Source organism: Dyadobacter sp. NIV53 (assembly GCF_019711195.1).
Classification (GTDB): domain Bacteria; phylum Bacteroidota; class Bacteroidia; order Cytophagales; family Spirosomataceae; genus Dyadobacter.
The window spans coordinates 4,378,200-4,401,945 of sequence record NZ_CP081299.1 but is presented as its reverse complement, the minus strand read 5'-3'; the positions used below and the strand labels follow the sequence as shown (position 1 = coordinate 4,401,945).

Annotated in this window: 20 protein-coding genes and 1 pseudogene; 8 read left to right on the top strand and 13 right to left on the bottom strand. The window is 40.6% G+C overall.

The features are described from left to right. Nucleotides 1–13: 13 nt before the first annotated feature. From porV to hisH, 12 genes and pseudogenes are all read right to left on the bottom strand, one after another. Nucleotides 14–1,174, bottom strand: coding sequence for a type IX secretion system outer membrane channel protein PorV (porV, locus tag KZC02_RS18095; RefSeq protein WP_221389988.1), 1,161 nt, complete (start codon nt 1,172–1,174; stop codon nt 14–16). A gap of 107 nt (nt 1,175–1,281) precedes the next feature. Further along, nucleotides 1,282–4,662 (bottom strand): type IX secretion system sortase PorU, encoded by a 3,381-nt coding sequence (porU, locus tag KZC02_RS18090; protein ID WP_221389987.1) that lies wholly within the window; start codon nt 4,660–4,662, stop codon nt 1,282–1,284. After that, nucleotides 4,640–5,257, bottom strand: coding sequence for a hypothetical protein (locus tag KZC02_RS18085; protein ID WP_229253657.1), 618 nt, complete (start codon nt 5,255–5,257; stop codon nt 4,640–4,642). Before KZC02_RS18085 ends, porU begins: the two co-directional genes overlap by 23 nt. Nucleotides 5,258–5,323: 66 nt before the next feature. Then, nucleotides 5,324–5,500, bottom strand: a complete 177-nt coding sequence (locus KZC02_RS18080) for a hypothetical protein (protein ID WP_221389986.1) — start codon at nt 5,498–5,500, stop codon at nt 5,324–5,326. 149 nt (nt 5,501–5,649) lie between these two features. Beyond that, a pseudogene (locus tag KZC02_RS18075) lies at nt 5,650–6,421 on the bottom strand (geranylgeranylglyceryl/heptaprenylglyceryl phosphate synthase). Nucleotides 6,422–6,574: 153 nt separating this feature from the next. After that, complete coding sequence (locus KZC02_RS31920; protein ID WP_229253656.1) at nt 6,575–6,823, bottom strand: hypothetical protein; 249 nt, start codon at nt 6,821–6,823, stop codon at nt 6,575–6,577. 94 nt (nt 6,824–6,917) lie between these two features. Continuing rightward, nucleotides 6,918–7,256, bottom strand: a complete 339-nt coding sequence (locus tag KZC02_RS18065) for a phage holin family protein (RefSeq protein WP_221389985.1) — start codon at nt 7,254–7,256, stop codon at nt 6,918–6,920. Between the two features lie 61 nt (nt 7,257–7,317). Beyond that, on the bottom strand, nt 7,318–7,653 hold the full coding sequence (locus tag KZC02_RS18060; protein ID WP_221389984.1) for a phage holin family protein: 336 nt from the start codon (nt 7,651–7,653) through the stop codon (nt 7,318–7,320). Between the two features lie 13 nt (nt 7,654–7,666). Then, the gene (hisIE, locus tag KZC02_RS18055) at nt 7,667–8,296 is read right to left on the bottom strand and encodes a bifunctional phosphoribosyl-AMP cyclohydrolase/phosphoribosyl-ATP diphosphatase HisIE (protein ID WP_221389983.1); all 630 of its coding nucleotides are present in this window, start codon (nt 8,294–8,296) and stop codon (nt 7,667–7,669) included. Nucleotides 8,297–8,409: 113 nt separating this feature from the next. After that, a complete protein-coding gene (gene hisF / locus KZC02_RS18050; RefSeq protein WP_221389982.1) occupies nt 8,410–9,183 on the bottom strand; it encodes an imidazole glycerol phosphate synthase subunit HisF in 774 nt (257 codons plus the stop codon). A 45-nt stretch (nt 9,184–9,228) separates the two neighbouring features. Further along, nucleotides 9,229–9,951, bottom strand: a complete 723-nt coding sequence (gene hisA / locus KZC02_RS18045; protein ID WP_221389981.1) for a 1-(5-phosphoribosyl)-5-[(5-phosphoribosylamino)methylideneamino]imidazole-4-carboxamide isomerase — start codon at nt 9,949–9,951, stop codon at nt 9,229–9,231. A 571-nt stretch (nt 9,952–10,522) separates the two neighbouring features. Next, entirely contained in the window at nt 10,523–11,110 is a 588-nt protein-coding gene (gene hisH / locus KZC02_RS18040) for an imidazole glycerol phosphate synthase subunit HisH (RefSeq protein WP_221389980.1), read from the bottom strand. A 417-nt stretch (nt 11,111–11,527) separates the two neighbouring features. Between hisH and KZC02_RS18035 the strand changes: the two genes are divergently transcribed. The 8 genes from KZC02_RS18035 to KZC02_RS18005 all read left to right on the top strand — a co-directional run bounded on the left by KZC02_RS18035 (nt 11,528) and on the right by KZC02_RS18005 (nt 23,231). Then, nucleotides 11,528–12,754 carry a M14 family zinc carboxypeptidase gene (locus KZC02_RS18035; RefSeq protein WP_221389979.1) on the top strand — a complete coding sequence of 409 codons (1,227 nt, stop codon included), beginning with the start codon at nt 11,528–11,530 and terminating at the stop codon, nt 12,752–12,754. Nucleotides 12,755–12,963: 209 nt separating this feature from the next. Further along, on the top strand, nt 12,964–15,855 hold the full coding sequence (locus KZC02_RS18030) for a TonB-dependent receptor (RefSeq protein WP_221389978.1): 2,892 nt from the start codon (nt 12,964–12,966) through the stop codon (nt 15,853–15,855). A 68-nt stretch (nt 15,856–15,923) separates the two neighbouring features. Further along, complete coding sequence (locus KZC02_RS32985) at nt 15,924–16,292, top strand: IPT/TIG domain-containing protein (RefSeq protein WP_310590326.1); 369 nt, start codon at nt 15,924–15,926, stop codon at nt 16,290–16,292. Beyond that, a complete protein-coding gene (locus tag KZC02_RS18025) occupies nt 16,270–17,595 on the top strand; it encodes a cell shape-determining protein MreB (protein ID WP_310590325.1) in 1,326 nt (441 codons plus the stop codon). The genes KZC02_RS32985 and KZC02_RS18025 overlap by 23 nt, the downstream gene beginning before the upstream one ends. Nucleotides 17,596–17,818: 223 nt before the next feature. Next, a complete protein-coding gene (locus KZC02_RS18020; protein ID WP_221389977.1) occupies nt 17,819–18,427 on the top strand; it encodes a HupE/UreJ family protein in 609 nt (202 codons plus the stop codon). 49 nt (nt 18,428–18,476) lie between these two features. Next, a complete protein-coding gene (locus tag KZC02_RS18015; RefSeq protein ID WP_221389976.1) occupies nt 18,477–20,849 on the top strand; it encodes a M1 family metallopeptidase in 2,373 nt (790 codons plus the stop codon). 266 nt (nt 20,850–21,115) lie between these two features. Then, on the top strand, nt 21,116–21,730 hold the full coding sequence (locus KZC02_RS18010) for a VOC family protein (RefSeq protein WP_221389975.1): 615 nt from the start codon (nt 21,116–21,118) through the stop codon (nt 21,728–21,730). Between the two features lie 10 nt (nt 21,731–21,740). Next, nucleotides 21,741–23,231, top strand: coding sequence for a carbohydrate-binding domain-containing protein (locus KZC02_RS18005; RefSeq protein WP_221389974.1), 1,491 nt, complete (start codon nt 21,741–21,743; stop codon nt 23,229–23,231). A gap of 94 nt (nt 23,232–23,325) precedes the next feature. On the opposite strand, the gene KZC02_RS18000 is transcribed toward KZC02_RS18005, so the two are convergent. Next, entirely contained in the window at nt 23,326–23,685 is a 360-nt protein-coding gene (locus KZC02_RS18000; protein ID WP_221389973.1) for a hypothetical protein, read from the bottom strand. Nucleotides 23,686–23,746 lie beyond the last annotated feature (61 nt).

The following is a 23,746-nucleotide window of genomic DNA, read 5'->3' as shown; positions in this document are numbered from 1 at the left end:
ATACTTTTAAATGCTAATTTTCAACATCACTTACATCCAGCTTTTCTGCTTTGTTAAGTGCTAATGAAAGTGTAACGCGTAAAGTTTGTGCTAACGGGCTGCCTTGAGTAACAGGGAATAAATAAGCGAAATCTACTGAGTAACGGTCTGCAAAATGAATACCGGCACCAGCAGTGAAAAACTTACGGTCTCCTTTGTGTTTATTTTCCGCATTATAACCAGCACGTATAGCGAAGATATCATTGTACCAGTATTCCGCACCTACTGCAAGGGCTATTTCCTGTAGTTCTTCTTTAAAACCATCCGGTGCATCAGAGAAAGAACCAAAAGCACCACTCAAAGCACCTTTGCTATTAAAGTTAGTAGTACTGTCAGGTGTTGGTACCATCAGCTTATTTGCATCAATGATAAAATTAAATTTATTGCGGCCATCTGCTGAATAAGACAATCCACCGCCTATTTTAAGATTGGTAGGAATAAAATTTTCAGTATCTGTACCAGACCCGTAATTAACTTTACCACCGAGGTTAGAAAGCACAGCTCCCAGAGACCAAACAAATTCACCTCCCGTATCTTCGTTTTTCAATACTTTACGGTAATATGCGCTGATATCACCGGCAGCAGTACGTGCAGGACGAACTGAGGATCCATTAATAACGGCAGTCCCAGCCAGATTAGAAGAAATATATTTTAATGTCAGGCCCATTGAGAAATTTTTTCCAAGCTGACGGGAATAAGTACCGTTAAAAGCAAATTCCCTTGAATTGAAATATCCCATTTGGGTTCCATTTCCATCGCGGAGATCCAGTTCGCCATTGTTAAAGTAATTGATAGAAGCGGATATTGCCTGTCCTTTATCCAGCTTTTTATAAGCGGTAATATAACCCAGCCACATATCGTCTACCAGGTTTCTCAACCAGGGTGTGTAAGAAGCTGATGCTCCGAAATCTTTAGTGTTGTAAGGTAATTTCGCTGCATTCCAGTAAGATGAGTTCGCGTCAGGACTTAAAGCTACACCTGCTTCTCCCATTGCAGCACTTCTTGCATCAGGTGCGAAAGTTAAAAAAGATAGTGGTGAACTTGGTATCCTTCTTATGTTTTGTATGTTTTGGGCTGATAGAGTCCCATTGGCTAAAATAAATAAGGAAGATAGTGTAACAAAAAAAAGTCTCATAGATATTGGATTTGCGATAGAAAGTGCTTTTAATCAGCTTCTTTAAAGGGTCAAAAGTACAATGAAAGATAGTTAATAGTAAAAATTTTAATAAGTTTTATTCAAATCTAAGGTGAACGTATAATCCTGCCTGAACGCTGATTGACAGAATTATCCTTTAATGACTTAATCTCAACGGTATATATATAAGAAATTGCAGGTATTATCAATTGCCCAAGTGGTGTAGAAGTAATTGATTCCCTGATAACTGATTCACTATTATAATATGTCCAATTAACGGTGCCTAACTGCTGTCCTGAACTAAGAAGTAAACGAAAAGTAATTTCTATATCTTCATTGATCCGGTTATGGCCTAATTCAAATGAAAGTTCGTTCATAAATGGATTGGGGTAAATTTTCCAATCCGTAAGTTTGATCCCACTTGGCGCGCCCACCTGAAATCCGAACGCAATTTCTGAAAAGTTAGTATACACGTCCCATACTTTTATGCGAACGGTATAATTTCCCGAGGGTAAGCTTTCAAACGGGTATTGAATCGTTCCCGATTTATAACTATCAAGATCTGCTGTAAAATAATCATTCAGGATAATGACAAGCGTATCGTTCAATGTCAAAGTAATATCATGGCCAATTCCTGATTTGGACAGGTTTATTCCATTATCGTCACGCACTTTTACAAACAAAATGGGTGAGTTATTTACCAGGTCACCATTTTTAAATGACGAATTATTCAGGTACGAGGTAATTTGAGGAGGATTTTCGTCAGAAACTATCGGTGCGCTTCCTCCAACCTGTACATCAAGCTGCCCTCCTGCATCAGACAGGCTATCCGCCTGAACTGCATAAATGCTTACCCTACCCAAACCTGTACGATAATCAATATCTTTTGGCATTACGAATTCACAAGTCATTTTACCCTCATGAACCGTTACATTTCCGTCAAAAAGCTTACTTCTGAATTCAGAATAACTTGCCGGATCACCTTCATTGCCAAGAGTTTTAAAAACTGATTGTTTGTCAAAAACTACAATTCTGGCTGTTCCCTCAAAATTATTATCCCTGGTTCCTGTTGCCCGATCATAAATTTCAAGCGCAAAATTCACTTTCTGAAGTGCACGTAATGTATCCGGCACCTGAGCCCATTTTAATGATTTCTCCGCTTGTGTAAGTTTCATAGAAGGATCTCCCAGGAGTGTAAAATTGCGGTTAAGCGCACCCACCAGTGATTTATTTTTTGTTTCCCTGAAAATATCCCCCATCCGGGTTGCAGGCCCGGCTTTTACAAGCGCTTGATAAAATGCTTTACTCAGGGTAAAATTTGTGCTCGAATAAACCGGTCGCGTTGTACTTACCGCTCCGATGGCAGCTCCTTTGGGACTCAAAACCATTAGCTCTGCACCCGAAACTAACCCCGGATCATCATAACGTCCAAAGTCGCAGGTAGCAGTAAACAATAAAGGAAGATTATTATTTCCTCTTGCAGAAAGCATATCAACCAACGTCAGCACCTGCTCTTCTGCCCATCCGCCAACACCGCCGTGACCGGTATAATTTAGTATCAGTGTTCCGTCGTCTATACTTTTCGTGATCGCCGTATTTACATCAGGGACTTTCTGGCCTTCACTTGTGGTGGTTTGTGGAAAAGCATCCAGGAATATTCTTGAAGGTAAAAAATTCTTATTAACCAATTGGGCCAACTGATCCGCATGCTGCTGATGTACATTGCCATCTCCATCATCGGCCACAAAACTAATAGTGTTACGCCATTTCCCCAAAGCAGGTTTGTAGGAGCCGTATCGGATGAGTTTGTCCACGATAATACGTGCTTCGGATAAAGATTTAACCGGTAACCGGCCAACCCCTATATCCATAGTATGGTCTCCAGAGGAAGTTTCAGCCCAGTCGCCTTCACCATCCTGCAAAAAACCATAATAATCGTCTGAAGAATACGTATAAACCGGGTTCAGTGATTCCCTGCTTTCGTAAACCGGAACCCAGCCGTTTCGCTGCGATTCTGACTGATTTTGAAGGTTGTTCCGGTAATCATAAGTAGCATCACCAAAAAGTAACAGGTACTTCAATTTTGCAGGATATCTCCTGTAAAGTTCTCTGGCAAAATTCCTGATCGCTGTCGGGTCCTGTTTTCCGGAAGCATAAGCATTGTATACCTGTGCAGTAGTAACAACCAATGTTTTCAAACCATCATGTTCTTCACGAAACGATGCCAGGCGATTTGCTTCACTTTCCCATAATGCAGATGTAATAATCAGTAATTCAGGAACATCATTTAACGCAATATCCTGATTGGCAATTTGCTGCCATGATATAGGAACAAAAGCCTGACCAGGTAAAAAACCAATGTATTGCCGGGGCTTTTTGCCTTCGGTACCGATAAATAATCCGGTTAAAGAATTTACAGTAACAGAAGACGGATGAAGCGGATCAGTGATATTCCAAAGAATCCGGTCAGTCCCGTTATTTTTGATCTGATAGGTTACTGTATCGGAAGTTTCAGGAAGAAAACGATAAATCTGCTGGCTGTCATAAGTCCGTAGTTCCCGTTTTACCTGTATACCAATATAATTTAAATAAGCCTGGGCCGAACTTTGTCCGTTTTTATTATAGTTAACTCCGACAGAAAATGAAGCAGCCGGCGAAGCAGTTGCATCCAATATTACATCTGATTGTCTGCCCTTAATATCATAAGTACCAGTACCGACAGTTCCTGCTGCACTTTCTCCTATTGTCTGACCGTTCAGTTGCCACAAAAATTTTGTGCTAACCTGGGCCGCAGCCATAGCAGAAGCTATAAATTTGACCGAAGAATTTGGTAGAACTCCCGGAATATCGGCCTGTACAGAAAAGCCAGTGGTATTACCCAAATATTCACCCCACCATTCCCGACCTGACCGTAATGAATTCACTGATTCTTTTTCATGATACCAGTAATCAACAAATTCATTAATTATTTTTCCACCTGTACCACTGACTAAAACGGCCGGCTTAATTCTTAGCCCATTGGTATTCCCGATTGTCAAAAAGTAATAACTCGTATCGGAATAGTAATTTGTCTCGTGCCGGAAGATAGCTTTAACAGAATCGTAAGCAATTACATGAGGGCCTTCTGCATAAAAATAAATGGCGTCATTGGCATCAAACCTGTTGTCTTCTTCTCCATTTACCCAAATAGTATTTTGACTAAAATCACTGGTTTCAGACGTTGTATTCTTTTGAGCCAGCATTTTTCCACCATTTCCATAAATCTGTATATGTGCCGGAACAAGGGAAGCTATATCAATACCCATCGCTTTCAGAAGGTTCATATCAATTTTATGAATCCCCGTTTGCGTTACGGCTATTTTAAACCATTTTCCCGAAGATAAAACGGAAGATTCCTGACTGAAAGCCGGGTTATATAAGATTGCACCCAGACAAAAAATCGCCTGAACAATAATTTTATATAAATTAACACGCTTCAACCAATGCATGGGCAGGAATTGTATAACGGCGTTGTGAAACCTTATCTGTACAAAGTACCCGGGTTCTGCGTACGGTTCCTCTTACAAACAGCCTGTTGTGAAAAACGAAATCCGTTCCTTCATTAAGGTGTATCAGAGGTGTTTTATTTAATGTAACCGATGGATCATCATATTTTTTTAATGCATTATATAAAATCTGATCGGCACCGGTAGACGCCTTCGGATTTAATGCATAAATCCTGAGTGGATTAAGAATATCCTCAGGAAATATCTGTTCGTTCAAAACGGGTTGTAAAAGAGCACCAAACTCTCTTTTCCATTCAATACCATGAGGAGCAACTCTCTTTTTAAAACCTGCTTTATAATTTTGGTAAACAACGAAATGTGCTACCTCATGCAAATAGGTGATCAGGAAATTATAAGGATTGAGATTTACGTTTACTGTAATTCTCGGAGTGACTCCCGGCTTAATAGTAAAATCCCCTAAACGGGTTCGGCGCGGGCGGGAAAGGAAAAAATCAAATTTGTTATTCTGATACAAATGTTCGCAATAAGCAAGAGCTGCCTGAGGAACATATAGCTGCAAGGATACTTTTTTTATCATTTATTAAATAAAAACAGAAAAGCCCTATTTTCATAGGGCCTTTCAAAATTTTACCAGAATCAATGATTATTTCACTGAATCAGCTGCAGCTGAATCAACAACTGCTGTATCAACAGCAAGAGTATCGATCGGAGCTTCAACTGTAACTGCAGTAGAATCAGCAGATTCTTCAGCAGGTTTGCTAGTACAAGACGCGAATGCTACCATCCCGGCAACAAAAGCAAGTGCGAATATTTTTTTCATTTCTTGGGTGTAATTAAGGTTCGATGCAAAGGTAACAGGAATGATTTGAATAATCCCAACGTTTTGGATTGTATTTTTCCAAGAACTTAAAATTTCCTTAGAAAGAGCTTAAATCCCTTTAATTAATACAATTTATTCATTAATTTTTCTCAAACCTTTTGCAATCTGCTATTGAAGGCTGTGATGCTGGCTGCAACTTCCGGAAGCAGATCCGGATTTTGTTCAATTCCGTTGCCCACAACGATCACATCTGCGCCAGCTTCCAGTGCTGTATACGCTTTTTCGTATGAGTCGATCCCACCGCCTACGATGATGGGTGTTTCAACAGTTTCGCGGACAGCGGAAATAATTGCTGCTGAAACAGGGTATAATGCTCCGCTTCCTGCATCCAGAAATATGTTTCTTAATCCCAATAATTCACCGGCAAGTGCTGTACATGCAGCAATTCCCGGTTTGTCGCGCGGCATAGGTGTAGTGTTGCTTATATATGATACGGTGGTTTGCCGTCCGCTTTCTATCAGCATGTATCCTGTGGGTAATACCTCAATACCACTTTTACGAAGTAATGGCGCTGCAATTACCTGTTGCCCGATCAGGAGGTCAGGATTTCTGCCGGAAATCAGGGATAAAAAAGTATTGCGTCCGCAGACGGATCAATGTGTAAGCTGGTACCCGGAAAAAGGATAACAGGAATTGTAGTGTATTGATGTATTGCAGCAACCAGCTGGTCAATGGCATAGTCTGTAATGAGACTTCCGCCTACAAAAAAAAGTCAACGTCATGTTTCACTGCATATTCCAAAAAAGCAGGAAAAGCAGCGAAATCAACTTTATCTGGATCTAAGAGAACAGCAAATGATTTCCTTTTTTCATTTTTTCTTTCTAAAAGGAGGTCTGCAATTTTATGCTTTGCTGTCTTCATTCGGTTTATGGTCATCTGCAATATAATTCGTAAGCTTTTGGCGTGCCCATCCTATTGCCAATGTCCAGGCTAAACTTTGAACAGCCTTCCCCACATTAAACTGGTTCTTTTTTTTAGGTTCAGCTACTTCGGCAACCAGCTTTTTAGGTTCTTTTACTGATTTCTTCTTTTTTTATAATCAGGCAAAACAGCATTCAAAATTACGAAAGTGGTTACAACAACACCACTTATAATTGCAGCCTGCTTTGCGTATTGTGTTGCGTCATTTTTAAGATCCCCCCATTGATGTTCAAGTTTATCACGGTAGAGATTTGCATCCTGCATTAAAATCTGCTTCTCTTCATCTGTATCAGAAGAAAAGGGCTTTGATAATTTTACAGAAGAATCAATTGAAGAACTCATTGCAATACCTGTTTATGGTGTGTTGAGAAAATTCAAAGGGAATCCAAAATTAACAATTTACATCAAATTAATTTTAAATTCCTCTTTTTAAGGTTTAATCCTCTTTGATTACTACAAAACGGACTATGATTTTACGTATTAAAGGGATCATTTTGTCCTTGAAAACGATCCAGATTATCAATTTGAGAACAAAAATCCCCAACAGGATCAAATAACCCAGATAATCACTGTCCAGCCATTTATTTAAAAATGTACCTAGTAAAATAACAATCAGAATAAGTATAATGAGGCTTATGCAAAGTATTGCCGCAGCATAAACTGCCATAACGGCCGCCCGTTCTATTTTATCTCTTACCTCGATTTTAAATAAATCAAGCCGGGTCTCGAAATACTTTAAGAGTGTATCTTTTATTTCTTCAAGTTGATTTATCATAAGTAGTAGTTGTCAAATCATGTCTAATAATTTTAGGCTCTTTACGAGCTCAACCAGGACATTAATCTAAAAACATACCAAGAATAGCCGAAACTACCGATACTACCAGTCCGAATAATAATGCCGGAATGAAACCGCTTACTGAAAAGCCGTCAACTAAATAGGTAGCGAGATAGATAATCAGCACATTAATCACAAAATAGAAGAGTCCGAGCGTCAGAATTGTAATAGGTAAAGCTAAAATCTGAAGTACGGGTTTTAAAAAAGTATTGAGTATTCCCAGAACAATGGCTACAATTACAGCAGTAGTTACACTGGCAACAACAACTCCCGGAACTACATAAGCAGCTGCCAAAACAGCCAATGTACTGATTATAAGTCGTATGAGTAGATTCATTCGGTTGTGATTATTAAGAGTGACGACTACGAAGTACGCTAATTACCTCATCTAAGTCAATGTTTTTTTGTTCTAAAAGTACCAGAAGATGGAACAGCAAATCAGAAACTTCATTTTTGAAAAGATCAGCATCGTCGTCTTTTGCTTCAATGACAACTTCAACTGCTTCTTCTCCAACCTTTTGTGCAATTTTATTAATTCCGCTTTTGAAAAGACTGCTCGTGTAGGATTCTTCCGACGGATTTAATTTTCTTTCCCTGATCACGTTCTTTTGCAGATAGTTAAGGAAAGCAGCTTCCCCGATTCGTGTATCGTGGCTATTTTTTTCCCCAAAACAAGTATCTGCCCCTGTATGACATGTAGGGCCTGCCGGGGTAGCTTTTACAAGAATCGTATCTCCGTCGCAATCAACTAATATCTCTTTTACAAAAAGAAAATTGCTGGAAGTCTCGCCCTTAGTCCAAAGACGTTGTTTGCTGCGGCTGAAAAAAGTGACTGTACCTTCTTTTTGCGTTTTATCGAGTGCTTCGGCATTCATATAACCCAGCATAAGTACGATGCCGGTCTGTTCATCCTGGATAACGGCAGGTACCAGCCCATCCGGTGATTTTGAAAAATCAATATCTGAAATTGTATAACTCATTGAATTAATTATTTTGGCACAACTGCGAATTTATCCGCTTATTTTATTTTTTATTCCTGACTTTTTAAAATCTGACTTCAGGACAAAAGTATCCGGTAAAATTTTCTTAACAACTATATTGTCATTCTGACCGGCAAATCCTTATCTGCTAAATATTGTTTCAGATCCTGAATATCTATTTCGCGAAAATGAAAAATGCTCGCAGCAAGCCCGGCATCAGCCTTTCCGGTTGTAAATACATCATAAAAATGTTCCATATTTCCAGCTCCGCCGGATGCTATTACAGGAATATTTGCATTTCCTGAAATAATAGAAGTGAGTTCAAGGGCAAATCCGTTTTTAGTACCATCTGTGTCCATCGAAGTCAGCAGGATTTCCCCAGCTCCCCGGTCTTCCACTTCTTTTGCCCAGGGAATTGTACGGATTTCCGTTGGTTTGCGCCCGCCATGTGTGTGAACAATATGTTCCCAGCCATTTACAGTTTCTATATATCTTGTATCAATGGCTACGACAATACACTGGCTTCCAAATTCCAGGGACAATTCATTGATCAGGTCAGGATTACGAACGGCGGCTGAATTGATAGAAACTTTATCTGCTCCTGCGTGAAGTAATGCCGAAACATCAGCAATGGAAGAAATCCCGCCACCGACAGTAAACGGAATATTGATGGTATGCGCCACCCGGCGTACCAGGTCTATAAAAGTTGAACGCCCCTCAACCGTAGCAGTAATATCCAGGTATACCAGTTCGTCGGCTCCCCGGGCAGCATATATCGCTCCCAGCTCCACCGCATCGCCGGCATCCCGCAGGTTTACAAAATTGACTCCTTTTACAGTTCTGCCTTCTTTTACATCCAGGCAAGGAATAATACGCTTTGTGAGCATTTTTGAAGAGTATTGATTAGTTCAAAATTTATGAGTTCACAGTGGTTATATAAAAAATCTTTGTAAATCTATGAGGCTAATACGGTTTTCATAAATTGCCTTACCAATGATTACACCATAAATCTTCATTTCGGCCAGTTTTTCAACGTCACCAATATCGCTTACACCTCCGCTGGCTATTATTTTCAGATCTGGGCATTTGTCCTGTAAGTTTTTATACAAATCAAATGATGGCCCTTGTAAAAGTCCGTCTTTGGCCACGTCTGTACTGATGGCGTACTTAACTCCTTTGTCTACATACTCTTCAACAAAATCATAAACCCAGAGTTCCGTTCCCTCCTCCCAGCCACTTACAGCTACTTTTTCATTTTTGGCATCGGCACCCAAAATGATCTTCTCACCCCCGTAAACTTCAAGCCAGTGTTTAAACAAATCAGGCTGTTTCACTGCTACGCTACCTCCTGTTACTTGTTTTGCCCCGCTTTCAAATACGATCCGGATATCTTCTTCTGATTGAACCCCACCTCCAAAATCAATATGTAGGGAAGTTTTCAGCGAAATTTTTTCAAGTACTTTCCAATTGATCACTTTCTTGGCTTTTGCTCCGTCCAGATCCACCAAATGTAATCTTGTCAGTCCGGAGTTTTCAAATTCCAATGCTACTTCAAGCGGGTTTTCATTATATATTACTTTTTTTCCATAATCGCCCTGCGTCAACCGAACGCATTTTCCGTCGATCATATCAATGGCTGGGATAATTTCAATCATAATTTTTATTTTTTCCCAGGCCGATGGCCTGGGCTGAGATATGGAAGCCTTTCAGGCTAGTTATAATTATATTTTTAAAAAATTCTCCGTGATCTTTTGCCCTACATTCCCGCTTATTTCACAATGAAACTGGGCTGAGATATGGAAGCCTTTCAGGCTAGTTATAATTATATTTTTAAAAAATTCTCCGTGATCCTTTGTCCCATATTTCCGCTTATTTCACAATGAAACTGGGCTGAGATATGGAAGCCTTTCAGGCTATTTATGCTTATATTTTTAAAAAATTCTCCATGATCTTTTGCCCTGCATTCCCGCTTATTTCACAATGGAACTGGGCTGAGATATGGAAGCCTTTCAGGCTATTTATGCTTATATTTATAAAAAATTCTCCATGATCTTTTGCCCTGCATTCCCGCTTATTTCACAATGAAACTGGGCTGAGATATGGAAGCCTTTCAGGCTATTTATGCTTATATTTTTAAAAAATTCTCCATGATCTTTTGCCCTGCATTCCCGCTTATTTCACAATGAAACTGGGCTGAGATATGGAAGCCTTTCAGGCTATTTATACTTATATTTTTAAAAAATTCTCCATGATCTTTTGCCCCACATTTCCACTTATTTCACAATGGAACTGGGCGGCGTAGAAATTATCCTTCTGCAGCATAGCACTGAACGGCTGAATATAATCACAGCTTGCCACTGTAAATTCACAAACCGGTGCCGCATAACTATGCACAAAATATACATAGGCATTGTCAGTTACCTGGTCGGTAAGCGCACTCTGGTACCCGGAAATATTATTCCATCCCATATGCGGGACTTTCAGGCCAGGTAAAGCAGGAAAACGTTTCACATCAACATCAAAAATGCCCATGCATTCCGTATTATTTTCTTCCGAATATCTGCACATGAGCTGCATGCCGATACAGGTTCCAAATACAGGTTGTTTTAGTGTGGGAATCATCAGATCCAGACCAGTCTTGCGCAAATAGTTCATGGCAGTACTAGCTTCTCCTACTCCCGGGAAAATAACTTTGTCTGCGGAACGTATTTCTTCTTCGTCGTCTGTATACAAATAACTTGCGCCAATACGGTCCAAAGCATACATGACGGACTGAACATTACCTGCGTTATATTTTATAATTACAGTTTTCATTTTTTAAAGTAGAATGATCAAATACGGCATTAGAGCGTAAAAATCATATTTGAAAATAAAAAAAGCCCGATTCTTAAAAATCGGGCTTCTGGGATACTATGTATTCAACCTTATTACAACACTACTTGCAAAAACACATCACCCAAGACGTCCGAAAGCCTGATGGCCGCGATGAAATTGATGATAAGTTTCAGTCTTTAACATATGTGCAAATGTAAATAAATTTTATGATTCGTAGAACCCGTTCAGTAAAAAATTACATTAAAATTTGATTAGAATTATTTTGGAGGTTCCTATTTCGCACCAGTGGCTGAAATTCGAAGGTTTTCAGAATTTTACATCCCGGTTTTCTATTAGTAAATTGCGTAGTTTATAAAATTATTATTTCCCAGTCCAGCTTTAATTATCTCTTTTTCAATGATTCAGCCATCAGAATTGGCCAGCCGATTATTTGATTCACATCAGAACTATCTTGAAACTGTAATAGCCAAACGTCGTTTCAAACAAAAAGATATGCTACCCCTTATTGAGAAAAGAAAAGAAAATCCGCTATATCAGGTACAAAGCGTAGGCGAATCTTTTGAAGGAAGAAATATACAACTGCTGAAAACCGGAAATGGGAAAAGAAAAGTCCTGTTATGGACTCAAATGCATGGAGATGAAGCCACAGCAACCATGGCAACCTTTGATATTTTCAATTTTCTCGAAGGGAAAAACGATGGTTTTGATGATTTTCGAAAAGAACTTTTTACCAATACAACACTTTACTTTGTGCCAATGCTCAATCCCGATGGTGCGGAACGATACCAGCGGCGCAATGCACAGGAAATTGATATCAACAGAGATGCCCTCGCTTTACAAGCACCGGAATCCCGGATTTTGAAACAATTGCAGCAAAACATCCAGCCGGAATTTGGATTTAATCTTCATGATAAAAACCCTAGATATTCAGTAGGTAACACTTCCAAACTGGCAACAATTTCTTTTCTGGCAACTGCCTATGACCAGGAGAAGAGCATTAATACAGTTAGGGAAAAATCAATGCAAGTAATTTCTGTCATGAACAAGGCAATGCAAAAGTTTATTCCGGGCCAGGTGGGAAAGTGGAACGAGGATTTTGAACCGAGGGCATTCGGCGACAATATTCAGAAATGGGGGACAACGCTTATCCTGATTGAATCCGGAGGATATGCGGGTGATCCTGAAAAGCAGTTTATTCGTAAACTTAATTTTGTTGCAATTCTGACTGGCCTGGCATCCATTGCTGATAATTTATTTGCAAAAGAAGGAATAGCAGAATATCAGGCTTTGTTAGAGAACAACAGGTACATATATGACCTGCTCGTCAAAAATGTAACTGTAATACGAGACGGGAAAAAGTATCAGGCAGATCTTGGCATCAATCGCTATGAGATAAATCAGGATGATGCGAGCTCATTTTCGTACAAAAGTATAATTGAAGATTACGGAGATCTTTCAATTTTTTCAGGAACCGAAGAACTGGATGCGACGGGTTTGGAACTGGAACATGAAGACATTTCAAGGTCACTTGCACTTGATGATGTGGCAACTTTTACACTCAGGAAAAACAATAAATCTGTATATGCGGTCGTAAACGGCTTTGTTTCTGATTTGAGAAATTAGCGTGCCTCAAATTTAAACGCAGCCTTTAAGAAAGCCCTTATTATCCGACCTAGCGCTGAGTTTCTCAGAAAATAACTCCGTGTTCCTCTTCGCCAAACACCGCGTACCTCTGCGTTTAACGGCCCGAATATAACCAAGTCATAACATAGGCTTAACGCTGGGGTAATATTGGGATTCTACTTTTGTGTCGAAAATATGACACCATCAGTATGAAAACGAAATTTTTTACCATTCTCCTGTTTTTCTTCTCTGTTTCCTTCGCTTTTGCCGACTCCGGTACCATACGGGGAACGATTAAAGATGCCAAAACCAAAGACGCGCTTATAGGTGCAACTGTGTTGATTGAAGGCACACAAAACGGCGCCGCGGCGGATGTTGAGGGCAATTTTACCCTGACAAATGTTCCCGTCGGTAATTATAAAATCATTATCTCGTTTGTCTCCTACAAAACCAAGGAAATCCCTAATGTAAGAGTTGAGTCCGGAAACACCACAGTAATTGATACTGAAATGGATGAGGAAGGAACAGCATTACAGGAAGTGGTCGTGAAAGGTTCAAGAGCTACCAACACAGAAGTAGCCGTGATCAGCGAAATAAAACAATTGAAACCCATCGCGGTTGGTATTTCGGCTCAGCAAATCCAGAAATCGCAGGACAGAGATGCCGCAGCAGCTATTCGCCGGGTTCCGGGTGTAAGTATTGTTGACAATCGTTTTGTAATGATTCGTGGTTTGGGATCACGTTATAATGCGGTTCTGATCAACGATGTTATTACACCTTCATCAGAAGTTGATACCCGCGCTTTCTCATTCGACCTTGTTCCAAGCAATATTATTGACCGGATGATTGTTTACAAATCCGGTTCTGCCGAATCTCCGGGAGATTTTGCAGGTGGTATTATTAAAATTTATACCAAACGCCGTCCGGATGCAAACTTCACGGATGCTGCTTTTACACTTGGATACAGAGGCAATACTACTTTCCAAAACGTACAGACACAAAATCGCAGCGGGGCAAATTTGCTTGGGCTTTGGGGAAAAGACCAGACCTTATCAAGCGCGTTTCCTACCAGGTCAGCCGATTTCAATATCATGAACGCGCAGGAAAGAGCTTCTTACGGACAATTAATGCCAAACTCGTGGGGACTTAAAAACATTAATGTCTCTCCTGATATGCGTTTTGCATTGAATCTGGGCCGCCGCTTCGATATAGGAAATGTGAGTGTGAGTAATATGACAAATATCAACTACTCCTTAACAAACCAGCGTGCTGAGGTTGGATTAACATTATACCAAAACGGGCTGACCGCCAATGATGTTTTTGAAAAATATACAGATTCGAATTATTCCCGTCAGTCACGGATCGGTGTTCTGCATAACTGGACTTTCCGCTTCTCCCCTGTTTTTACTCTGGAATGGAAAACATTATTCAACCAGTTAGGAAATACTGAAACTGTTGTTCGTAACGGACAAAAAGTAATTGACGGCTACGATGCATTAAATTATTCAGAAAAATTTGAAAACAGAACAATTGCTACCACTCAGGTTTCGGGTGATCATAAATTCGGTGATCTGACAAAACTTAACTGGATTGCGGGCTTTGGTTATACCGGCCGTTGGGAGCCAGACTGGAAACGTGTCCGTTATCAGCGTACAACCGGTGCAACCGGTTCGGACGGACAGCCTGCTCCATTTGTAGCCATTACACCTACGGACCCTACCGCATCAGAAGTTGGCCGTTTTTACTCCAAACTTGGTGAACGCGTTTATACACTTTCTGTGAATGGGGAACATGCCTTTGGTAACCCAACTGACCGCGAGCCAAATCGTATCCGCTTCGGGATTTATGGAGAGAGAAAAGACAGAGATTATTCAGCCCATTTTTACGGATATAACAGTGTTGGCAATGCAAGTGCCATCCTTAGCCAGGGAATTGGTTCAATATTCTCACCAGAAAACGTAACCGGACAAACTGGCGGGCTAACCATTAAGGACGGAACAAAAGACCTGGATTCTTATCAGGGAATTAACAATTATGGCGCAGCTTACCTGAGTGGTGATGTAAACTTTGGAAGTAAAGCAATCCTGACAATTGGTTTCCGCGGAGAATACAACAACCAGCAGCTTCATTCCTTTATTGTAAATGAAAGGAAGGAATTGGTCAACAACAAGATATTTATTCCTCTGCCTTCTTTAAACTTTACTTACAAAGTATCTGATAAGCAAAATCTGAGATTGGCGTATTCTTCTACATTAAACCGCCCTGAATTCCGCGAGCTTGCACCTTACGCCTATTATGACTTCAATCTGCAGGCTGATATTCGTGGAAATACAACGCTTAAAACTGCTAAAATCCAGAATCTGGATGCGAAATGGGAATTCTATCCAACTCCAAACGAGTTGATTTCGGTAACTGCATTTTACAAACATTTCAAAGACCCGATTGAATCATTCCTTTTGCCGGTTGGAAGCGGGCTTGCCTATACTTTTATCAACGCTGGTTCAGCACAGAATTACGGAGTTGAATTAGAAATGCGTAAAGGATTTGCAAATGCATCCAGCACTTTTATCCAAAATCTTACACTGATCGCCAACGCTTCCTTTATTAAGAGCAAAATAAATCTGGGAGATTTTATCCAGGGACCGGATTTAAGCGGAGCTATTCAAAATTATGACCTGAATGGTCTTACAGATAAAAAACGTCCGATGGCAAACCAGTCTCCATACCTGATCAATGCAGGGGTTTATTATGCTGATCCAATATCAGGATGGCAGTGGAATATTCTTTACAACGTATTCGGCCAACGCATTTTTGCAGTAGGAAACCAGAATAACCCAACCGTTTACGAAACGCCAAGAAACGTAATTGACCTGAACATCAGCAAAAAAATCAGACAGAACCTGGAATTCAGATTAGGTATCCAGGACATCCTGAACCAGCCGGTTCGTTTTGCACAGGACTTCAACCGTGATGGTAAAATTGGAAAAGACGTAACATCGACCACTGCCAATGCAGATCAGAATATCCGCAAATTCAAAAGAGGAAGTTACTTCACCCTTACAGCAGCTTACACATTCGGAAGAAGAACAGTAATCCCTTAATAATTAATACCCAATTCACTAATCAATAATTAATAATCATCCTTTTTGCAAACCAATTTAAATTCGCTATGAATATTTTAAAAAAGCAACTGTACTTTTTTCTCCTTGCAGGAGGTCTGTTTGCAGGGGCAACTTCATGTGACAATGATGATAAACCAACTCCGGTTGCGGAAGTACTTGCTGTAAAATCATTGGCTCCGGCATCCGGCCCTGTGGGAACAACAGTTGTCATTACTGGTACAAAATTCGATGCAACGCCTGCCAACAATACGGTTTTATTTAATACAACCCCTGCAACAGTAACGGCTGCTACAACTACAGCACTTACTGTAACAGTTCCGGCAGGTGCAACAACAGGACTTGTTTCTGTAACTGTGGGCGGTGCAACTGTTAAAAGCGCATCCAACTTTGAAATTGCAGCCCGTTCTAGTAGTTGAAAAAAGCGGAGAAATAGCAGCCAGCGAAACCTGGACTAAAAATAACATTTACCTGTTAAAAGGTTTTGTTTACGTAAAAAGCGGAGCAGTACTTACCATTGAGCCTGGTACTATCATTAAAGGAGGCGGAATCGCACTTGATCCTACCGGAGCAGGAAAAGGAGGCACACTGATCATCAATGCAGGTGCACAAATCAAGGCTATCGGAACTGCGACTGAGCCAATTGTATTTACTTCAAACGCTGCGCCGGGAGCCCGCGGTTATGGTGACTGGGGTGGAATTGTAATATTTGGAAAAGCACCACATAACCAAATTGCAAGTACACCAGCAGAAGGTGGTATTGCGGGACTATTGGGAGCTGATAATATTGCTGCTGATAACTCTGGTAACTTACAGTATGTACGTATTGAATTTCCTGGAATCGCTCTTTTAGCTGGTAGTGAAATCAACGGCCTTACTCTTTACGCAGTAGGATCAGGAACTACAATCGACCACGTACAGGTTTCTTACAGTGGCGATGATTCTTATGAATGGTTTGGCGGTACTGTAAATGCTAAATATCTGGTAGCATTCCGTGGTTATGACGACGACTGGGATACTGACTGGGGTTTTACAGGTAAAGTACAGTATGCACTTTCTTTACGTGACCCGTTATTTGCAGATCAGTCCGGTTCAAATGGCTTTGAGTCTGATAACTTTAAAGGCACAGGTGAACCTGCAACTGCGCCTAACAATGGTCTGCCTTTTACTGCCCCTGTTTTTGCTAACGTAAGTAACTTCGCTTTCTCTGGAACACCAAGTTCAGCTGCTGCATCAGGCAGCGGACCTTATCAGTCAGCTATGCATTTACGCCGTAATACAGACATTACAATTTTGAATTCAGTTTTTGCAGGATATCCTGAAGGGCTTCGTCTGGACGGTGCCAATACATTAGCTCATGCTACTGCCGGAACACTAAACCTGAAAGGAATTGTGTTGGCAAACACTACAATCCCTGTTCGCGGTGACCGTGCTGCAACTGGCGTATCGGATGCTCAGGCTACTGCTTATTTCAGTGCTGCTGAGCGTAAAAATACGATTCTTACAGATGCTTCTACCTTACTTCTGAATGCAAACAATTTCAATCTGACCGCACCTGCTTTCCTTCCACAGGCAACATCTCCTTTATTGAAAGATGCAGTATGGGATGGAAAAGGTACTGATGCGTTTTTCACAAAAGAGCTTTTCAGAGGCGCGTTCGGAACGACGGATTGGACAACAGGCTGGACTAACTTCGATCCTCAGAATACTCCTTACAATTAATTTTGTAAAATAAAAATCTTATAATTGGTGTCAGAATTTAAAAAGACCGGAGGCATTTGCTTCCGGTCTTTTTGTGTTTAATTTCTTCAATAAAATACTTATTCAATGATTATTTTGACTTATAAAACGATTGTTGCATTCCTGCGCTGAAAACAATAACTTCGAGATTCAGTTTTTGTCCTGACGAATATTTTTAATCAGTTTTTATTTCAATTCTTCTTTAATGTCCGAGTTCCAGGCTTACCTCCAATTGGGTTTTGATCATATTACAGATTCAAAAGGTTATGACCATATTTTGTTTATTATGGCACTTTGCACGATATATACACTGGTCGATTGGAAAAAGGTTATCGTGCTGGTAACTGCTTTTACAATCGGGCATTCTATCACGCTTGCTTTGGCTACCATGGGGATAGTCCATGTGAATCCTGATGTTATTGAGCTTTTAATTCCGGTTACTATTGTGATCACTGCATCACTTAATTTCTTTCATAAAAGTAAAAAGAACCTTTTTACATTAAAGGAGAATACCTTTTCTGCCAGATATCCGCTTGCCTTATTTTTTGGCCTGATACACGGGCTTGGCTTTTCAAATTATCTGAGAGCATTGTTAGGTAAAGAAGCTGCTATTTTCACTCCGCTATTAGGATTCAATATCGGACTGGAACTGGGGCAGCTAATCATTGTCGTTATTATTTTATCAATTGCCTTTGTCATGATTGAAATTCTGCGCGTTCCGAAAATTAACTGGATCAATATACTTTCCGGGATTATAATTGGTATGTCCTTATCACTGATCATTAACAACAAATTTTTTCAAAGCGCTCTGTAATTTCTTAAATATTCTGACTCCATAATTGCTTATTTTAATTATTCATTCCATGAAAAACACTTTTCTTCCTTTACTGTTTCTGCTGTTTTCGATTACTACGTTTGCGCAGCAGATTCCCGTTTCACCTAATTATAAAGCGAACGACCGCTTTGAACAATTAGGCACCGTATTGCCCACTCCCAATTCGTACCGTGCAGCATCCGGTGCTCCAGGCCGCGAATACTGGCAAATGCGTGCAGACTATGATATTAAAGTGGAACTGGACGATGACAAAAGAAAGATCACTGGCTCTGAAACAATTACTTTTTTCAACAATTCGCCTGACGAACTTAAATACATCTGGCTGCAATTAGAGCAGAATCTCTTCAAAAAAGATGGTATCGGAGCAACTTCCCGGACGGGTTCTGTTAATGAAAAAGGAATGAGCATTACCCAGCTTCAGGGACTGAACAATGGCAGGGGATCTAATCTGGATGCCAAAACTGAATACGGATACCAGATTGCTGCTGTAAAAGACAAAGCGGGCAAAGCACTTCCTTATACGATCAACAATACCATGATGCGCATTGATCTTCCGGCTGGATTGAAACCAGGAATGAGTGTGGTTTTTGGTGTTGACTGGAGTTACAATATCACAGAATATTACGGACGCAGCGGTTACGAATTTTTTCCAAAAGACGGTAATACCAATTATTTCATCGCACACTGGTTCCCACGCCTTGCACCGTATGACGATGTAAATGGCTGGAACCACAAGCAATTCCTCGGCCAGGGTGAATTCGCACTTATATTTGGTAATTACAAAGTAGCTATCACTGTACCTGCCGACCACGTGGTTGCAGCAAGTGGTGAATGCCAGAATCTGGCACAGGTACTTTCCCCGGTTCAGAAACAACGTTTGAAACAAGCCGAAACTTCTAAAACACCTGTAATGATCGTAACGCAGGCTGAAGCTGAAAAGGCAGAAAAACGTGAAAACAAATCGCCTGGAAAGAAAACCTGGAATTACAAAGCTGATAATGTGCGTGACTTTGCGTTTTCAAGCAGCCGTAAATTTATCTGGGATGCCATGCAAAGCGATGTTTATAAAAATGGCAGGAAAATCTGGTGTATGTCTTTTTATCCAAAAGAAGGTAATCCGCTTTGGGAACAATATTCTACCCGTGCCATTGCCCATACATTGAAATCGTATGGTAACCGTACTTTTGAATATCCATATCCTGTTGCTATTTCCTGCCATTCCACAGTGGGAGGCGGAATGGAATATCCGATGATCAGCTTCAATGGTGGCCGTCCGGAAGAAGACGGAACATATTCAGAAGCAACCAAATATGGTATGATCGGTGTAATTATTCATGAAGTCGGCCACAATTTCTTCCCGATGATCGTCAATTCCGACGAACGCCAGTGGGCATGGATGGACGAAGGTTTGAATACTTTCTGCCAGTATTTAGCTGAAAAAGAATGGGATTACAATTTCCCGACACGCCGTGGTGAGCCTAACCAGATCACAGACTATATGTCGTCCGATCCGTCGGTACTTTCCCCGATCATGAGTTCAGCCGAAAATGTAATCGGGCTCGGGCCTAATGCTTATGCAAAACCTGCTACGGCACTGAACATTCTGCGTGAAACCGTTATGGGACGTGAGCTTTTTGATTATGCGTTTAAGGAATATGCAACCCGCTGGAAATTCAAGAGCCCTACGCCATCTGATTTTTTCAGAACACTGGAAGATGCCTCAGGAGTTGACCTTGACTGGTTCTGGAAAGGATGGTTTTATGGTGTCGAACCTGTGGATCAGGATCTGGTTAGTGTAAACTGGTTCAGTATTGATACGCAGAATCCACAGATCGAAAAAGAACTGGCGCGTAAGGAAGCAGCCCGAAAAGGCAGTACAATCAGTAAAGAGCGCGATTTGGCAACAAAATCAGAAACTGTTGTAGCGCAGGATTCTACTATGGCAGATTTCTATACCAAATATGATCCGTTTAAAGTGACGGAAGCAGACAAGCAGAAATACGAGCAATACCTGGCCGGACTTTCAGAAAGCGAACGTCAGCTGGTACAGGACAACACCAATTTTTATACGCTTTCACTTAAAAACAAAGGCGGAGTGGTCATGCCGGTTATTGTAAAAATGCAGTTTGAAGATGGTACAGATTCCGTGGCTGTTTTCCCGGCTGAAATCTGGCGGTTCAACGATGCATCGATCAATAAAGTAATTACTACGAAGAAAAAGGTGGTTCAATGGACGCTGGATCCTTATTTCCAGATTGCCGATATAGATACTGAAAACAATTCTTTCCCAAGAGTTGCGAAACCGACACGTTTCCAGATATTCAAGCAGCAGCAACGGAAGAACCCTAACCCAATGCAGGCAGAAGGTGCGGGAAAAATCGGAACTGAGCCGAAAAACTAAGTTTATTAAAAGAAAAGAAAGCCTTCCAAGTTCATTTTTGGAGGGCTTTTCTATGCAATTTCAAAATAGAAGTTATGTATTTTCAAAACTGATTCTATGTAATTTCAAAATTGAGGTTATGTATTTTCAAAATTGACCCCATTTTTCAGATGGTAAAAGAACGAACCATACCGTCATTGGATGGAGAAATCTATAACACTCATCAAAACGATTCACAAATACGTACATTCGTAATATTATTTTAATTACAAAATTTATCATTAAACATGAAAAAGCTATTTATTTTATTCCTGATCCTGACTGGTTCAAATCTGATGGCACAGGAAATCCCTGCTACTCTTGGTTTTGCAAGCCTGAATCATTTGGCTTTGCAGGTAAAGGACATTCCGGCCAGTGTGGATTTTTATAAAAATACAATCGGATTAACACCAGTTGAAGTCCCTGATAGCCTGAAAGCGATCAGAGGTTGGTTCAGCACCGGTAACGGACAAATGATACACCTGCTTGCAGGCCGTACAACACCTATAGTCAATGATAAGAACGGAAGCCATTTTGCCATATTTGTCAACTCAATTGCTGGTGCCGAAAAGTTTTTGACTGCACGCAAAATTGTATTCCACAAACAGGTACGTTTTGATGGCGCCGTTCAGATCTATTTTGCAGACCCGGATGGATATCTGATTGAAATGAATGAAAAAAGAAGTGATCTTAGGTTGCATCATTATTATGGGTGTATGCGTATGGCAGTAAAGAAGTATTTACACATTAGCAAAACACCAATTATAAAAGATGGCATTTTCTTTCAGCTTTTCAGAAACTGTATTAAAAAGCAGTTTTTTATCAGGATTCTCCATACACAAAATAGGTACAGGTATATTTAGCTTACTGTTGTTGGTTTTACTTGTTTCCTGTTCTAAAGACGATGACGATGATATCATAGCCGGAGGAGGGACAACCACCGGCGGAACTGTTACCATCGACAGTACGACTACTTCATCCGCAACGCCGGAAGGGAATACAGATACCGCCGCCGATGAAGATGATTTATTGGCAAATTCTACGTTTTCTTCGGTTGTAACCATTACGTTTGGAACTACTGTAACGATCACCAATCCTTTGTCAGCCAGCGGAGTGACCATTACTGAAACCAACGGGGATGTGATCATCAACTCTGGCGTTGCCGAAGTTGAATATATTTTGTCCGGTACAACTGCAAACGGTTCTGTGAAAGTATACAGTGATAAAAAATTTAAGCTTACCTTAAACGGCGTAAATATTACAAATGCTGACGGACCGGCGATCAACATTCAATCCGGTAAAAGAGCGTTTGTAGTCCTGAACGACAATACGACTAATACATTGACAGACGGGTCAGCCTATACAGCCAGCGGTACAGAAGATATGAAGGGCACGTTTTTCAGCGAAGGGCAGCTGATATTCAGCGGAAACGGAAGTCTTAGCGTAAAAGGAAATTACAAACATGCTGTTGCCAGCGATGATTATGTTCGTATTATCAGCGGAAACATCACTGTAACAGGCGCTGCATCAGACGGAATCCATACGAAAGACGCTTTTATAGCAGACGGTGGTGTAATAAATATCACAACTTCCGGAGACGGGATCCAATGTGATGAAGGATATATAGTGATTAACAACGGTACATTTACAATCAGCGTGGCAGACAAGGGAATATCCGCTTCTTACGATACTGACACAACAATTGATCCTTACCTGACCATCAACGGAGGTACGATTAATGTAACTTCATCCGCAGGAGAAGGTATTGAAAGCAAAAGTGTCCTTACCATCAACAATGGTACTATTACCACCAAAACTCCTGACGATGGATTAAATGCTGGTACATTTATCTATATCAATGGTGGTAATATATATGCTTACAGCACCGGGAATGACGGAATTGATTCCAATGGTAAGATCACCATTACGGGAGGAAAAATTGTTGCAGTCGGTGCTGCTTCTCCCGAAGAAGGTTTTGACTGTGACAGAAATACATTTAAAATAACAGGCGGTATTATGGTGGGTATTGGCGGAGCTACCAGTTCGCCAACAGCAAGTGTAAGCACGCAGCCTTCGGTAATACTTGGTGGAGGAACGGCCAATCAGCTGATCAGTATTCAGTCCGCTGATGGAACTGAAACATTAACATTCCTGATCCCGAAGACCTACACAACGATGTTGTTTTCGAGCCCTAAAATGAAAACCGGACAGACTTACACCGTTTATACGGGAGGAAGTGTAGCCAATGGAACAGTTCTTAATGGCTTATACACAAGCGGTACTTACACAACCGGAACCCAATCCAAAACCTTTACAACCAGCAGCATGGTTACCAATGCCGGCGGATCGCAGGGACCAGGCTGATCTCAGTTTTTAATTTGATGGAGTTATAATTAACCTAAATGTGGCACCTGTTCTTCGGATAGGTGCCTTTTTTTGACCACCTCGTGATCTTTTATTAAATAGCCAGAGTAAACTCTTCACTTGTTCTCTGTATATTATATTCGTGAGACCCAATATTGCTCTTAATTATAAGAGAACCCCGGGTTCCGCTTTCTACAAAAAGATCAAGGCTTTCTTCGTCAGTTTCAATATTAAGTTCAGCGATGATCTGTATAGGAAAAAAAACTCCCTCAAATGCTGCAAAATCAGGACGTAAGACAATTCTGTACGTTGTATCTGATGCCTCCTTTGATATACTTACGTGTTTTACTTTCAAATCCAGATTCCATTGCAGACCATTTTTTATCGAAATGGTAAACCATGAATCTGATTCCCCGAAAGTAGTATCAACTGTAATTGTTTTACGTTCTGCCATTACTGAAAAACGTTTAGATCATACATTGAAAAGTGTTAAATAAATTTAGTAATATCGATAA